Below are 13,744 nucleotides of genomic sequence, written 5' to 3' on the forward strand. Positions count from 1 at the left end.
GTCACTTGGCTTTCCATACAGGCTGACGTTTCTGCGCGAACGCCAGCGGGCCTTCTTTCGCGTCCTCGGACTGCAGCAGGGTGACGAACTCGCGGTTGGTGCGCTTCCAGCCGTCCTTCTCGTCGGTCACCACGCCGTCGTCGGCGCCGTACGCCACCCGCTTGCCGGCCTGCACGGCCAGCGGCGCGTTGGACGTGATCCGTTCCGCCAGAGCCAGTGCCGCGTCGACGACAGTGCCGTCGGGGACCACCTGATTGATCAGGCCCCAGCGCAGCGCATCCGCGGATGTCATGGGCTCACCGGTGAACAGCAGTTCCAGCGCGACCTTGCGCGGCAGCTGCTCGACGATCCGGAACACGCCGCCGGCACCGGCGATCAGGCCCCGTTTCACTTCCGGAAGACCGAATTTCGCGCTTTCCTCGGCCACCACCAGGTCACTCGCCAACGCCAGTTCCGAGCCGCCGCCCAGGGCGGTGCCGTTGACGGCCGCGATGGTGGGCTTGTCGATGAAGTGGCTGACGTAGCCGGCGAAGCCCCAGTCGGTGTGATCGGGGTGGAAGAGGTTCTCGCCGCGCGAGAGCGCCTTGAGATCCGCACCGGCACAGAATGATTTGTCGCCGGAGCCGGTGATCACGACGGCCCGGATCTCCGGGTCGTCCTGCGCGGCCTGCAGTGCGTCGCCGACACCGATGCTGACGGCCTGGTTCACGGCGTTGCGGGCATCGGGCCGGTTGATGGTGATCAGCAGGACGTTGCCGCGCCGCTCGGAGAGGGCGCCGGGTTCGGCGGACACCGAGGTCACAACAGCTCCAGGATGGTCGCGTTGGCCTGGCCGCCGCCCTCGCACATGGTCTGGAAGCCGTACTGAATGTTGTTGTCCCGCATGTGGTGCAGCAGGGTGGTCATGATGCGGGCACCGGAACCGCCGAGCGGGTGGCCGAGGGCGATGGCGCCGCCGTTCGGGTTCAGCCGGTTCTCGTCGGCGCCGATGTCCTTGAGCCAGGCCATCGGAACGGGCGCGAAGGCCTCGTTGACCTCGAACACGCCGATGTCGCCCACGCTCAGGCCGGACTTGGCCAGCGCCTTCTGAGTCGCGGGAATGGGGGCGCTCAGCATCATCACCGGGTCGGCACCGGCCAGCACACCGGTGTGCAGGCGAGCAAGAGGCTTGAGCCCCAACTCTTTTGCCTTCTCGGCTGACATGATCAGCAGCGCGGCCGAGCCGTCGGAAATCTGCGAGGAGTTGCCGGCGTGGATGACGCCGTCTTCCTTGAAGGCCGGCTTGATGGCGGCCATGGATTCGACCGTGCCGCTGCGGCGGATGCCGCCGTCTTCGGTGACGATATTGCCGTCCTGGTCCTTGATGGCGACGATCTGGTCCTTGAAGGCCCCGGCATCCTGTGCGGCAGCGGCCTTTTCGTGCGAGCGCAGCGAGAACTCGTCGAGCTGCGTGCGGGACAGGCCCCACTTCTCGGCCATCATCTCGGCGCCGGTGCCCTGGTTGGGCGACTGACCGTCGTAACGGGCGCGGAACGCCTCCGGGTAGGGGTGGCCACCATTGGCGAGCGACGAACCCATGGGGGTACGCGACATCGATTCGACACCACCGGCGACGACGACGTCGTAGTGGCCGGCGACCACGCCGGCGGCGGCGAAGTGCACCGACTGCTGGCTGGAGCCGCACTGGCGGTCGACGGTCACGCCGGGGACGGTCTCGGGCCAGCCGGCGGTCAGGACCGCGGTGCGGGCGATGTCGAGCGCCTGCTCGCCGGCCTGCATGACGCAGCCCCAGATCACGTCGTCAACGAGTGCCGGGTCGACGCCGGCGCGCTGCACCAGGGCGCCCAGCACCTGAGCCGAGAGTTCTGCCGGGTGCACACCCGACAGGGCGCCGTTGCGCTTCCCGATGGGCGAGCGGACCGCCTCGACGATGACTGCTTCGGCCACGGACTTCTCCTTCAACGTTGAATATCGATCCGGCATTGACACCCGTAAAGGCGTCCACATTTGCGAACATAGAACAGAAGGTTTACTAGGTCAACCTACTAGTTGGTAGATAGCCGCCATTTTCGGGAATGACGGGGTCATGCCGTCTCACATGGTTTACTGAGTTGCCTAACACGAGGCCAGCACAAACGGTTCAAGGAGGGCCCAGATGGCGCAGACTCCGCCGTTGTCGCCGATGATCGACCCACGTACTGTGCCATCCTCGGCCAGCGGCCCCATCCGCTCCCCCAAAACCGCGGAACTGGTGGCCGGCACCCTGCGCCGGATGGTCGTCGACGGTCAGCTCAAGGAAGGCGACTTCCTGCCCAACGAGGCCGAGCTGATGGCCCACTTCGGGGTCAGCCGCCCGACCCTGCGCGAAGCCGTTCGGGTCCTGGAATCCGAGCGCCTGGTCGAGGTACGCCGCGGGTCGCGCACCGGTGCCCGTGTCCGCGTCCCCGGACCCGAGATCGTCGCGCGCCCAGCGGGTCTACTGCTGGAGCTGTCCGGCGCGACGATCGCCGACGTGACCACCGCGCGCGCCGGGATCGAACCGACCGTCGTGCGGCTACTGACCGAGCAGGGCAACACCGCTGCTTTCGACGAACTCGACACCATGCTGGCCGAGTACGTTCCGTCCGGGCTCGAGACGGGCCGCATGGCCGAGACCACCGGCGACTTCCACCAGCGCATGGTCGAGCTGTCGGGCAACGCGACGCTGGCCATCGTCGCCGGCATGCTGCACGAGATCACCGTCCGCCACATCGCGTTCGCGATGCGCGAGAACCGCCCGATGTCCAGGTCGGACTACGACATTCTGATGAAGTCCTACCGCCGACTCATGACGCTCATGCGCTCGGGCAACGCCGCGGCCGCCGAAGCGCACTGGCGCAAGCACCTCGACGTCGCGAACAGTCTGCTGTTCGCCGGCATGGAGGACCTCAAGGTCCGCGACGTCATGCGCTAGTCACGCCGTACACGGGGACATCGTCGGCCCACGGCTGGCGGGTCACCATGTCGCGCACCTTGACGTAGCCGCGCTCGAACTCGCCGGTGGCGGCGTCGACCAGGCGGTACTGCTGCGTCTGTTGATGGATGGGCTGGGCATCGAGCATGACGATCCGCACCTCGCCCGGCTCGAAGTGGCACCGCTCCTGCAGCGCCGCGACGAGCTGTTCGTTCGACATGTGGCCGTCGCCGAAGTTCCAGCCGATGGCGGTCGAGACGATGCGCTCACCGTCGGTCAGGGTGTAGTCGTCCTCGTTCTGCCCGGCCATGGCACGGTGCGCGAGCGTGAACAGCGCGCGGCCGTGGGTATTGAAGGCGCGGAACGCGTAGCCCATGTACAGGTACATCTGCGCGTTCTCGGGGCTGCCGTAGTACCGCTCCATCTGGGTAGCGGGCATGCTGGCGATCGCGACGATGTTCTTCTCGATCTTTTCCGACGCGGACGGTTTGATGCACCACAGCGACGTGTCCCAGTTGCCGGCGTAGTACCGCATGCCCGGCAGGAAAGAGACCTTGCGCGGGAACAGGTTTCCGATGACGACGGTGCCCGCGACGACCGCAAACAGGACGACGGGCCACGGCGAGCTGAGGTCCGTCAGGCCGATGTCGGCATGCCCGACGAACAGCGTCACGACGCAGAACATCATGAAGACGTTCCACTCCAGCGGCACGCCCATCGGGATCGACGACAGGATGCCGAAGTGGAAACACAGCATGACGAAGGCGGCGATGTAGGTCGGCCAGCCACCGCCGCTGAAGAACAGCACCAGCGGCACCGCGCCCTCGATGAACGTGCTGAAGTGCGCCATGAAGCGTGACGGCCGGCCGGGGCGCAGGTCGTCCGGGAAGTGCTCGAAGAACGCGCGCTTGATGAACTTCGGTCGCAGCACCGGGTTGTTGCTCATCATCGTGGAGATGACGAACGGGAAGTGCTGGTTGAGCTTCGACGTCGCGGCGCCCAGCCAGATCACCATGCACACCAGCTTGGCGGCGATGATCAGGTCGACGCCGTAGCCGGCGAACAGGAAGGCGACGGTGAACGAGCCGTATACCTCGCCGCGGGCGGCCAGGAAGATCACCTTGTCCCTGAGGCCGAGCACCGCCAGCACTCCCAAGACGGCCCAGATCTGCCACATCGGCAGCACGCCGACATTCGCACCGGGCAGAACCGGGCCGGTGCCGTCGGTGCACAGGGCGACAATGAGCAGGACCAGCAGCGCGCCGTAGAGCAGCACATCAACGGGCGTCCGGGCATCGCCACGCGTCAGCGGGATGCGGCCGGGCCACGGTGGCAGACGAATGGTCTTCGGCCGCAGCCAGTACAGGATCGAGCCCAGCGGCGGGAAGAAGCGGTTGTTCAGTGGGCCGAACCCACAGCCGAGCCCGACCACCTCGAACAGCATGGTGTACAGCACGACCTTCTCGAAGACGATCGGCTCGGTCCACCACGTCGCGACGTCGGTGAAGCCGTCGATCCCCTTGGTGGACAATGCGATAAGCCAACCGCCGAGGATGTACAGGCCGATCTTGACGACGTAGAACAGGTGCAGTGCCACCGGTGTGCCGAAGCCCGTCTCGGCCCAGTGGCGGGCCATCGGGACGATCTTCTGCGCTCGCGTGCCTTTACTCCACTCCGCGAAATCGATGACCGGAGTGTCCTGTTTGAGAAAGCCCATACCCGTCAGACTAGAACGTGTTCTAGTCCGACGGAATCAGATCCCGCCGTTGAGTCTGCGGCCGAGGCACAAAATCCCGAGTGACCAGCGCCCAGGACGCAGCGTCAACGTTGGTCAGACCTTGGCTGGCGGCCGGAAGAAGATCAGCAGCTGCCCGATGCCACCGGCGAGCCCGAGCCCGGCGGCGATCACCAGACCGCACCAGCCATGCAGCAGGTGGTAGAAGCTGCTGCCGTGGAACAGCAGCCAGTCCAGGCTGTAGCGGCCCGCGCCGGTGCCCGCGATGGCCACCGCCGCGACGCCCAGCACCAGGTTGTACTCCCAGCCCGACTTCACGATGAAGAAGCCGTTGTCGCGGTGCACGGTCCAGGCCGCCACCACCATCAGCGCCACGAAGCCCGCGGCGGGAATCGGGGTCAGCAGCCCGACCGCGAGGCCGAGGCCGGCCAGGAGTTCGGTACTCGCAGCCAGACGGGCGTGCAGCATGCCGGGCTTCATGCCGATGCTGTCGAACCACCCGGCGGTACCCGGGATGCGGCCGCCGCCGAAGAACTTGTTGTATCCGTGCGCGGCCATGGTCAAGCCGAGGACCACCCGCAGCAACAGGAGAGAAAAGTCGTAAGCAGTCACGCGTCGAGGTTAAGCCCCGGAGTCCAGGGCCGCTGACAACCGTTCCACATACGAATCGACATCCGGTAAGGCCGACGGGGACGCATGCACACTGACCGTGACGGTGTCCCCGATGCCGTGCACGCCGTGCGTCAACCCCATCATCGGCGACAGCGCCGGACATGCGGTGGTCAGCACCACCGGGCAGCCGCCGAATGTCAGATCGGCCGGGCCGCGGTGCACGCTCGACACCACGGTGTTGCCGGTGGCCGTCGTGGACCGCGCGTGCACGTCGAATTGCGCGGTGCCCCAACGCAGCAGCCGTGCCGGCACCGCCGCGGTGGCGGCATCGCTCGTCGCGGCCGACGGATGCTCGAACCGCTGCCGTCGCATGGCGAGCTCCGCCTCGATCCGGACCGCCCGCTCATGAAAGGGCAATTGCGGGTGCAATGCCACCCCGACGTTGCCGTAGTGGTTGTAGGCCCGACGGGTACCTGTCTTGGCCATCGGCACCTCGGCCCCGAGCGCGGTGACCCCACCCAGTTCGGCGGCAAGCGCCTCCGAGATGGCCGCCAGCACCCCGACCGTCACGGTCGGCCCGGGCAGGTCCGCACGATGACGGACGATCGTCCGCAATTCGTCGGGGCCCTCCGGCGCGTTGTTGGTCGCCTGCACCGGCCACGAATCGGCCGGTGCGGCAACAGCACCCGACTCCGTGTCGTGCACGAGCCGGCGATGAGCAGCGCTGGCCCGCCACGCCAGGTACGGCAGCGCCCACGTCCCCAGCCGCGACTCGACCACCGCCGGCACCGGCTGGTCCCGGCCGAAGATCCGGCCCATGAGTGCCGTCGCGCGCCGCCCGTCGGCGAGGGCGTGCGACATCTGCACGACGACGACGGTGCCCGGCCCCGTCGTCTCCGGCATCCCGGTGACGCCGGCGAAGACGTGCAGTCGCCACGCCCGCACGGTGGCGTCGAGCTGGTCACTCGCAGCCAGCGCGCACACAGCGCTCAGGCACCCGAACCACGTGCGGTCCCCGGGTTCGTGCACGACGATCTCCGGGGCATCGCATCGCACCCAGGACGGATAGCGCCAGGGACGCGAATCGTCGATGCGTACCAACAACTCTGGGCACGCCGCCACCTTGCGGTGGACCGCTGCCAGCGCGGCGTCCAGGTCAGCGGGCACACCGTCGAACCCCCACACCAGAAACATGTCGTTGGGGATTTTCGCCGACATCCAGAAACTCTGGGCGTCGGCCGCCGCCATCCGGGTCACGTCCACCACCCTGGGATTTGTGCACGAAAATCCGCGCCCACCGCGGAAAATCGTGCACAAATCACGACCATCACACCGGCTCGAACTTGGCGATCAGCCACTGGCCCCCCAGTCGTTCCAGGGTTACGCGCGCGCTGGTGGGCGTACTGGTCGGTGGTTGGTCACCGACACGGACTATCTGGTTGACGAACACCAGCACCACGGCATGGTTCTCCTCGACCGAGACCGCCGCGGCGGCGGGCACCGACGTCGCCGCCGCGATGCGCCGCTGTTCGGCGCCGGGGATCACCGACTTGGTCAGTGTCGTGTACTCGTCCAGGAACGGTGTGGTGAGCAGCTTGCGCGCATCGGTCAGTTGTTGACGGACCGTGTCCGGCTGGTACGACAGCAGAGTGACCGTGCCGTCGCTGGCCAGCTTGATCACCGCGGCCCGCTGAGCGTCATTGCTGTGCTTCGTGGTCAGGTACCACAGTCCGCCGGCCGCGGCTGCGAGTACCAGCGCCAGCACCGGCAGGACCCGGTACGCCGTCACCCGCGCCCACTCGATACCGCCGGGCTGCAGCGGGTTCACCTGCGGCACAGCGGCATTGGGCGCCGCCGACTCTGTCTCGACAGCCTCGGCCGCATCCGGTTCCGCCTCCGTCGACTCGGCCTCCGCGTCGGCCGGCTCGTCAGGTTCGTCCATTTCGTGCTTGCTCATTGGATCGACTCCACCTTCGACGCCTTGGCGCTGTCGCCCACCTTCTGCATCGTCAACCGCACGCGCCAGTAGCGGTCGCGTTGCGGCGGCCCGCTGCCGACCTCGGTGTGCACCTTGACCGCGACCAGGACCACGCCCGTGGTCTCGTTCGCCGACTCCACGCCGGCCTCGGTGACCGTGCCGACCGACGCCGACTGCTGCTGTTTCACCGAGTCCACCACAGCCACCGAACGCTGTTTGAAGTCGTCGAAATAGGCGCCGGTCGAGGTGTCCAGCGCCCGCTTGATGTCGTCGTCGACGTGCCGGTAGTCGATGGTCGTGAGATTGACCGCGACCTGCTTCCCGGCCGTCAGGTACATCTCGTGCAGGGCGTCGTCGCGACGCAGCTGCAGCTCACGCTGACCGAGCCAGGCCACCAGCGCACCCAGCGCGCCGACCACCAGCACTCCCACGACCAGTGCCACGATCACCCGCTTATCCCGTTGGGGTGCAGTCGGTTTCAGGAAGGCGAGGGCGTCCTCGTCGGAGATGGCCGGTGCGTCGTCGTCGGCATCCGGGGTCACGTCCGGGTCGGCCGCGTCGTCGTCGTCCACCTCGTCGGGATTCCTGTGCCGCCCGTGCTCGTCCGCCATATGCCTTCCTCTCGCCGCGCGCCCGGCCGGGCGCGCGACACCTCGGCCGAGTCTAGAGACCACGGGGTGACCAGGGTCATGTTCGGTTCAGTTAGCACAGCTCGGTAACGTGCAGGAGAAGTGACGAGAGGATTCCCAGTGAGCACCGACGAACGCACTTCCCCGGCCGAGGGCGGCAGCAATGTACAGACGGTGCGATTCCGCGGTATCGACGAACTGACCCTCGTCGCCGACGAGTGGAACCGCGACGCGGACACCGCAGCGGACAAGCCGACGATCCTGATGTTGCACGGCGGCGGGCAGAACCGGCATTCCTGGAAGAACACCGGCCAGATTCTCGCGAATGCCGGCTTCCACGTCGTCGCGCTGGACAGCCGCGGGCACGGTGACAGCGACCGTTCCCCCACGGCGAACTACTCACTCGAGACGCTGACCGGCGACACGCTGCAGGTGATCTATCAGATCGGCCGGCCGGTGGCCCTGATCGGCGCCAGCATGGGCGGCCTGACCAGCCTCCCCGTCGCGCACGAAGCCGGTCCCGAACTGGTGACCAAACTGGTCCTGGTCGACGTCGTGCCACGATTCGAGAAGAGCGGCAGCGCGCGCATCCGCGACTTCATGTTCAGCGGCATCGACGGCTTCGCCTCGCTGGAAGAGGCCGCCGACGCCGTCGCGGCGTACCTGCCGCACCGCACCCGGCCGCGCAGCGTCGAGGGACTCAAAAAGAACCTGCGGCTGCGCGACGGCAAGTGGTTCTGGCACTGGGACCCGGCATTCCTCACCGCGCCCGGCGACGACCCGTTCGAGCGCGCCGACATGCTCGAGCACGCGGCGATCAGCCTCGAGATCCCGATCCTGCTGATCCGCGGCAAGCTCTCCGACGTGGTCAGCACCGAAGGCGTGCAGGACTTCCTGCAGAAGGTGCCCGGCGCGCAGTTCGTCGAACTGTCCGACGCCGGGCACACCGCCGCCGGCGACGACAACGACGCGTTCACCGACGCGGTGGTGCAGTTCGTCCGTCAATGACCCGATCGCGGCCCGTCGCCTCGATACTTGAGCGGTGACGGTATCGACGATCCCGCTGATCGCCATCTGTGTCCTCGCCGCGGTGGTCGTCGTCGAGACCATCGCGTTGCGCGTGACGCGAGGCCGGCTGCGTGCCGCACGGCAGGAGATCGCGGAGTTGCGCGCGCCGTCCGAGCCCCGCACGAACCTGCTGCTGGCCGGCGGCCGCGCGGCGGTGAAGACGATGTGGCAGACCGCCAACCTCATCAACAAGGAGGGCTTCGGCGGTGCGATGTGGTCATCGATCGAGGAGCTCGCCGGCTGGGCCGAGGTGGAGCGGCCGGACCTGGCCAAGCTGGCGCCGACCGGCCGCGTGGCGATCATGTTCTCCGACATCGAAGGGTCCACGGCCCTCAACGAGCGCATGGGTGACCGGGCCTGGGTGCGGCTGATCGACCATCACGACAAGCTGGTCGGCCGGTGCGTCAAGAAGCAGTCGGGGTTGGTCGTGAAGAGTCAGGGCGACGGTTTCATGATCGCCTTCGCCGAGCCCGAGCAGGCCGTGCGCTGCAGCATCGACATGCAGCAGCAATTGGCGAAGGCGCCCGGCGGCGTCCGGGTCCGCATCGGGATTCACACCGGCAAGTCGGTGCGCCGCGGCGATGACCTGTTCGGGCGCAACGTCGCCATGGCCGCGCGGGTGGCGAGTCAGGCCGACGGCGCCGAAGTGCTCGTGAGCAAGGCCGTCCGAGATGCCTTGTCCGCCTCGGCTTCCTGCGCGGACATCACCTTCGACGGCGGCCGGGTGGCGGAGCTGAAGGGCTTCACCGGGGACCACCGGCTCTATGCCGTGGGCTGGCTCCCACCGGATTCGGCCAGCCGCTGATGCAACCGGGCGCGAATATCGTCGGCCGTATATGACTCGCGGTTGCGCTGATCGCGCGCGACCAACACGCCACCGGCGACCACGCCCGCGACACCGGCCAGGCCAACCCACTTCCACACGCCACGCATGCAGTGATTATGGCCGAGCGAAGCGCCGGGGAATGTCTAAGCTGCCCAGATGACTGGTAACGCGGTGACATTGGAGCGAGCGCTGGCCGAAACCCGGACCGGCGACATCTGGTTGTTCCGTGGGGCTTCCAAGCCCGACCGCGCCATCCAGACGCTCACCAACGCGCCCGTGAACCATGTCGGCATGACGGTCGCCATCGACGACCTGCCGCCGCTGATCTGGCACGCCGAACTCGGCGACAAACTCGAATGCCTGTGGAGCGGCAGCCACCACCGCGGCGTGCAACTCAACGACCTGCGGGCCGCCGTCGAACGGTGGGTGTACGTGTACGGGCAGCGGTGCTGGCTGCGCCAGCTGACGCCGTACGCCACCCGCGAGCAGGAAGACCTGGCATTGAAAGTGGTGGCCCGCATGGACGGCACCGCGTTCCCCACCACCGCGCGGTTGACGGGCCGGTGGTTCCGGGGCCGGGCGCCGGTGGTCAGCGACTACACACGCGGAATTCCCTTGGTGCACCGCAAGGTTCGCGAATCCGCCGAGCGCGACAAGAACCGCCGGCGGTCGGCCGGGCTCGAGACCGCCTACTGCGCGGAGACGGTGGCCATCACCTACGAGGAAATGGGTCTGCTGGTCACCGAGAAACGGGAGAACTATTTCGATCCCGGGTCGTTCTGGAGTGGTGATTCATTGTCGTTGACGCCGGGATACCGGCTCGGCGAAGAAATTGAAATTCTCGCCTGACCTGGAATTCCCGAATCCGTCAATTCATTACATTCGGCGTCAGCGCAGTCGTGCCGCGATTAACATTTGTGGGCAACTACCCGGTTACGGGAAAGCCCTCAGGAGGCGTCATGCGATTGAAAAATGCGCTCGTAGGAACGTGGATTGCCGCTGCCGCAATCGGCGGGGCGATCAGTCTTGCCCCGATGGCCGGCGCCGATCCGGATCCCGATGTGCCCTACGGCGGCGACGAATTCGACCTGCCGCAGCAGGGCCCGAACCCGTACGACTTCGGGTTCCACGAGTCGAATCACGACGAGAAGGACACGTCCGCCGGCGCCACTGACGTGCCGTACTGATCCGCCTGATCGTCGACGATTAGGCGGACTAATCGCCGGCCAACTCCAGCAGCCGCTTCGGGTGCATGCCGTCGACCTGCCCGATGAAGGGCGGGTGAATGCTGTAGCCGAGCATGCGGCGTAGGTCTTCCGATACCCGGCGGACGGTGTCGCGGGTCATCGACAGCGTGAATGCCTCCTGCGGCCGCAGCCAGGGCTCGCAGTATTGGGCCGTGACGGCCAGCCGCGGACGGTCGGTGCGGTTGGCGCCGCCGCCGTGCCACAGTGTGCCGGGGAAGAACACACACGACCCGGCGCCCATCACGACGGGCTTGCGCTCGACGTCGTCGCCGGGCAACCGGTCGCCCCAGAGCTGGCTGCCGGGCACGACGTCGGTGGCGCCGTTGTCGGCGGTGAAATCGTCGATGGCCCAGATGGTCGCCGCGCCCAACGGGGCGCGGGGCCGCGGCAGCGGGTAGAAGCCGTCGTCGGTGTGCAGCATCTGCGCCTGCTCGCCCGGCAGGATGTTGATCACCTGGAGCATCGACAGCAGGTAGTTCGGCAGGAACATCCGGTCCAGCAGGGCCAGCACGCGCGGGTGGTCGGCGATGACGTCGCACGCCGCGGTCTTGTTGAGCACGCTGTAGATGCGCTGCGTCGACCGTCCCTCAAAACCGTTGCGGCCGTGTCGATCCAGCATCGGCGTCACGGCGGCGCGGATCTCGTCCAGCTGGGTCGCACTGAGCAGATCGGGCAGGATCACGTAGCCGTCGCGCGTCATCGTGGCGATATCGGCATCGACGATCGCGGGGTCGACGGTCGCGCCGCTGCTTTCGGTCCGGCGATAGGTGCCGGCCAGGTCGCCGCTCAAGTCCGCCAGCGATGACACTTCAGTGCTCATTGCTCCACTCCCGCCGAAACATAACCGAGTTCTGTTATGTTTTGGACTATGGCACGTGCCCCGATCGGACGTCAACAACTTCTGACCGCCGCGCGCGACGAACTGGTGCGCGGCAACGGCGTGCTCGAACTGAGCGCACTGACCCGCCGGGCGCAGCTCAGCACCGGCGCCCTCTATCACCACTTCGGTTCCAAAAGTGGGCTTCTCGCAGCGGTTTACGACGACTTCTATCACGGGCTGCGCCATGCCATCGCCGACGTGCACCTACCCGTCGACGCCGACTGGGGAGTCCGGGAGCGCGAGCGCACCCGCCGTTTCGTCGTCTACCACTTCGACGATGAGCTGGCGCCGATCCTGCTCGGCCGCGCGACGCTGGACCCCGAACTCGCCGAACTCGAAGCGGTTCATCTGCAGACGATGAGCGAGGCAGCGGCCGACAACATCCGCCGCGGGCAGCACGACGGTGACTTGCCCGACGACATCGACGCGGACAGCGCCGGGGCGTTCGTCATCGGCGGACTGCGGCACAGCATCGCCCAACAGCTCCGGGCCACACCGCGTGCCGATCCCGATCTTGCCGCCGAACGGCTCTGGCATCTGGTCGCCGCGGCACTCGGCATTTCGTGACGGGATCAGACGGTGCCGCGCGCCGCCCACGCCGTGGCCGTCACGGTGAACGGTCCGTCGCCAAGACGTTCGCGCGCAACGGTTTTCAGCATGCCGCGCCCCTCGTCATCGAGGCGCTGGACGTAGTCCCCGGCCGGTCCGACACCGAACGTGTACGGCTCCCACCACTCCTCGAAGCTCGGGTGCAGCACGTCGATGGCGATGGCATCCTCTGTCACGTTGCGTAGCCCGGCGGCGTCGGAGATCTCGGTGAGGTGGCCTCTGTGCGCGCCAGATAGCAACGCCTCGTCCTGTGCGTCGGGGTCGATCACGTGGACGGCGTCCCAGAACGGTGCCAGCGCACCCGTCGGGCCGTCCCACGCGCACGCCGCGACGACGCCCCCGGGCCGGGTCACCCGCGCCATCTGCCCGATGCCGGCGACGGGATCGGTCATGAAATGCACCACCAGTTGGGCGAGCGCGGCGTCGAAAGTCGCAGTGTCGTAAGGCAGTTCCTCAGCGGTCCCGAGGCGGGCGTCGAGCCCGGGGAACCGCGCCTGGATCGGATCGACGAACGGCGGCGACGGATCGATGGCCGCAACCTCGGCGCCCGTCGCCAGCAGCCGCGCTGTCAGCGCGCCGGGTCCGCTGCCGACGTCGAGCACCTTGGCGCCGGCCGTGATCCCGGCGAAGGCGGCGAAGACGTCCGCGAGCGGCTCGGCGTATCGGCCCATGTAGCGGCCGTACGCGTCCGGCGAGACGACGAAGCTCACCAGCAGATGCTATGCCGCATACCAGCGACTACGCCCCGAATTTGGCCTCGGCATCGTCTCTCACCGGCGTGAAGAGGTTGACGAGGTTGCCGTCGGGATCGCGGAACAACAGCGACCGGTTACCCCATGGCATCGTGGTGGGCTCGGTGACGACCTCGTCCAACCGGCTTCGCAGCCGTTCGTACTCCGCGTCGACGTCATCCACGATGAACTCGATGATGGTGCTCCGGTTGGCCGCCGGCTCGGCGGAACCCGCCCCGAACAAGGGCACGGTCTTGTCGCTGCCGATCGCCAAAGTGCCCACCGGCGTGGGGATTTCCGCGAACAGTTCGTTGGCCCAGACGGCCTCGGCCCCGGTCACCAATTCGTAGAAGCCGACCAGGCTCGGGACGTCGGCGGTGATGATGCGGGTGGAAACAAGCTTCATGCCGCGCACGATATCGGCGACCACCGACATTGATTGTGTTCAACCCGTTCGGGCGAGGATGACCTTGCTC

Annotated in this window: 16 protein-coding genes; 6 read left to right on the top strand and 10 right to left on the bottom strand. The window is 67.3% G+C overall.

Annotation, left to right across the window (positions count from 1 at the left end; genetic code table 11):
- Position 1: 1 nt before the first annotated feature.
- Both EB75_RS26950 and EB75_RS26955 read right to left on the bottom strand, forming a co-directional pair.
- A complete protein-coding gene (locus EB75_RS26950) occupies positions 2 to 802 on the bottom strand; it encodes a crotonase/enoyl-CoA hydratase family protein (protein ID WP_073698288.1) in 801 nt (266 codons plus the stop codon).
- A complete protein-coding gene (locus EB75_RS26955; RefSeq protein ID WP_073698301.1) occupies positions 799 to 1,947 on the bottom strand; it encodes a thiolase family protein in 1,149 nt (382 codons plus the stop codon). Before EB75_RS26955 ends, EB75_RS26950 begins: the two co-directional genes overlap by 4 nt.
- A gap of 208 nt (positions 1,948 to 2,155) precedes the next feature.
- Between EB75_RS26955 and EB75_RS26960 the strand changes: the two genes are divergently transcribed.
- Entirely contained in the window at positions 2,156 to 2,953 is a 798-nt protein-coding gene (locus EB75_RS26960; RefSeq protein WP_073698289.1) for a FadR/GntR family transcriptional regulator, read from the top strand.
- Here the strand turns inward: EB75_RS26960 and EB75_RS26965 are convergent.
- The 5 genes from EB75_RS26965 to EB75_RS26985 all read right to left on the bottom strand — a co-directional run bounded on the left by EB75_RS26965 (position 2,943) and on the right by EB75_RS26985 (position 7,889).
- The gene (locus EB75_RS26965; protein WP_073698290.1) at positions 2,943 to 4,670 is read right to left on the bottom strand and encodes a DUF3556 domain-containing protein; all 1,728 of its coding nucleotides are present in this window, start codon (positions 4,668 to 4,670) and stop codon (positions 2,943 to 2,945) included. The two genes, EB75_RS26960 and EB75_RS26965, sit on opposite strands and share 11 nt — an antisense overlap.
- A 114-nt stretch (positions 4,671 to 4,784) precedes the next feature.
- Positions 4,785 to 5,300: a DoxX family protein gene (locus EB75_RS26970; protein ID WP_073698291.1), complete on the bottom strand. Its 516-nt coding sequence runs from the start codon at positions 5,298 to 5,300 to the stop codon at positions 4,785 to 4,787.
- A 9-nt stretch (positions 5,301 to 5,309) separates the two neighbouring features.
- A complete protein-coding gene (locus EB75_RS26975; protein ID WP_073698302.1) occupies positions 5,310 to 6,548 on the bottom strand; it encodes a WS/DGAT domain-containing protein in 1,239 nt (412 codons plus the stop codon).
- A gap of 79 nt (positions 6,549 to 6,627) precedes the next feature.
- Positions 6,628 to 7,257, bottom strand: a complete 630-nt coding sequence (locus EB75_RS26980) for an Rv1363c family protein (protein ID WP_064858218.1) — start codon at positions 7,255 to 7,257, stop codon at positions 6,628 to 6,630.
- Positions 7,254 to 7,889, bottom strand: coding sequence for an Rv1363c family protein (locus EB75_RS26985; protein WP_073698292.1), 636 nt, complete (start codon positions 7,887 to 7,889; stop codon positions 7,254 to 7,256). Before EB75_RS26985 ends, EB75_RS26980 begins: the two co-directional genes overlap by 4 nt.
- A gap of 138 nt (positions 7,890 to 8,027) precedes the next feature.
- Between EB75_RS26985 and EB75_RS26990 the strand changes: the two genes are divergently transcribed.
- From EB75_RS26990 to EB75_RS27005, 4 genes are all read left to right on the top strand, one after another.
- Positions 8,028 to 8,915: an alpha/beta fold hydrolase gene (locus EB75_RS26990; RefSeq protein WP_073698293.1), complete on the top strand. Its 888-nt coding sequence runs from the start codon at positions 8,028 to 8,030 to the stop codon at positions 8,913 to 8,915.
- A gap of 34 nt (positions 8,916 to 8,949) precedes the next feature.
- Positions 8,950 to 9,780, top strand: a complete 831-nt coding sequence (locus EB75_RS26995; RefSeq protein WP_083612596.1) for an adenylate/guanylate cyclase domain-containing protein — start codon at positions 8,950 to 8,952, stop codon at positions 9,778 to 9,780.
- 177 nt (positions 9,781 to 9,957) lie between these two features.
- Positions 9,958 to 10,650: a guanylate cyclase gene (locus EB75_RS27000; RefSeq protein WP_073698294.1), complete on the top strand. Its 693-nt coding sequence runs from the start codon at positions 9,958 to 9,960 to the stop codon at positions 10,648 to 10,650.
- Positions 10,651 to 10,760: 110 nt separating this feature from the next.
- A complete protein-coding gene (locus tag EB75_RS27005) occupies positions 10,761 to 10,988 on the top strand; it encodes a hypothetical protein (RefSeq protein WP_029104726.1) in 228 nt (75 codons plus the stop codon).
- Between the two features lie 28 nt (positions 10,989 to 11,016).
- On the opposite strand, the gene EB75_RS27010 is transcribed toward EB75_RS27005, so the two are convergent.
- Positions 11,017 to 11,868, bottom strand: coding sequence for a phytanoyl-CoA dioxygenase family protein (locus tag EB75_RS27010; protein ID WP_073698295.1), 852 nt, complete (start codon positions 11,866 to 11,868; stop codon positions 11,017 to 11,019).
- 48 nt (positions 11,869 to 11,916) lie between these two features.
- On the opposite strand from EB75_RS27010, the gene EB75_RS27015 reads away from it, so the two are divergent.
- Positions 11,917 to 12,495: a TetR/AcrR family transcriptional regulator gene (locus EB75_RS27015; protein ID WP_073698296.1), complete on the top strand. Its 579-nt coding sequence runs from the start codon at positions 11,917 to 11,919 to the stop codon at positions 12,493 to 12,495.
- Between the two features lie 5 nt (positions 12,496 to 12,500).
- Here the strand turns inward: EB75_RS27015 and EB75_RS27020 are convergent, their stop codons facing one another.
- Together EB75_RS27020 and EB75_RS27025 are read right to left on the bottom strand one after the other, a co-directional pair.
- Positions 12,501 to 13,247, bottom strand: a complete 747-nt coding sequence (locus tag EB75_RS27020; protein WP_073698297.1) for a class I SAM-dependent methyltransferase — start codon at positions 13,245 to 13,247, stop codon at positions 12,501 to 12,503.
- A gap of 28 nt (positions 13,248 to 13,275) precedes the next feature.
- Complete coding sequence (locus EB75_RS27025; protein ID WP_073698304.1) at positions 13,276 to 13,674, bottom strand: VOC family protein; 399 nt, start codon at positions 13,672 to 13,674, stop codon at positions 13,276 to 13,278.
- Positions 13,675 to 13,744 lie beyond the last annotated feature (70 nt).

It is taken from the genome of Mycobacterium sp. ST-F2 (assembly GCF_001905655.1).
Lineage (GTDB): Bacteria > Actinomycetota > Actinomycetes > Mycobacteriales > Mycobacteriaceae > Mycobacterium.

What these genes read in the sequence shown, in the direction of transcription:
- EB75_RS26960 (WP_073698289.1), top strand. Translation starts at nt 2,156, where the DNA reads ATGGCGCAGACTCCGCCGTTGTCGCCGATGATCGACCCACGTACTGTG.
- EB75_RS26965 (WP_073698290.1), bottom strand. Translation starts at nt 4,670, where the DNA reads ATGGGCTTTCTCAAACAGGACACTCCGGTCATCGATTTCGCGGAGTGG.
- EB75_RS26975 (WP_073698302.1), bottom strand. Translation starts at nt 6,548, where the DNA reads ATGGCGGCGGCCGACGCCCAGAGTTTCTGGATGTCGGCGAAAATCCCC.
- EB75_RS26980 (WP_064858218.1), bottom strand. Translation starts at nt 7,257, where the DNA reads ATGAGCAAGCACGAAATGGACGAACCTGACGAGCCGGCCGACGCGGAG.
- EB75_RS26985 (WP_073698292.1), bottom strand. Translation starts at nt 7,889, where the DNA reads ATGGCGGACGAGCACGGGCGGCACAGGAATCCCGACGAGGTGGACGAC.
- EB75_RS27000 (WP_073698294.1), top strand. Translation starts at nt 9,958, where the DNA reads ATGACTGGTAACGCGGTGACATTGGAGCGAGCGCTGGCCGAAACCCGG.
- EB75_RS27005 (WP_029104726.1), top strand. Translation starts at nt 10,761, where the DNA reads ATGCGATTGAAAAATGCGCTCGTAGGAACGTGGATTGCCGCTGCCGCA.
- EB75_RS27010 (WP_073698295.1), bottom strand. Translation starts at nt 11,868, where the DNA reads ATGAGCACTGAAGTGTCATCGCTGGCGGACTTGAGCGGCGACCTGGCC.
- EB75_RS27015 (WP_073698296.1), top strand. Translation starts at nt 11,917, where the DNA reads ATGGCACGTGCCCCGATCGGACGTCAACAACTTCTGACCGCCGCGCGC.
- EB75_RS27025 (WP_073698304.1), bottom strand. Translation starts at nt 13,674, where the DNA reads ATGAAGCTTGTTTCCACCCGCATCATCACCGCCGACGTCCCGAGCCTG.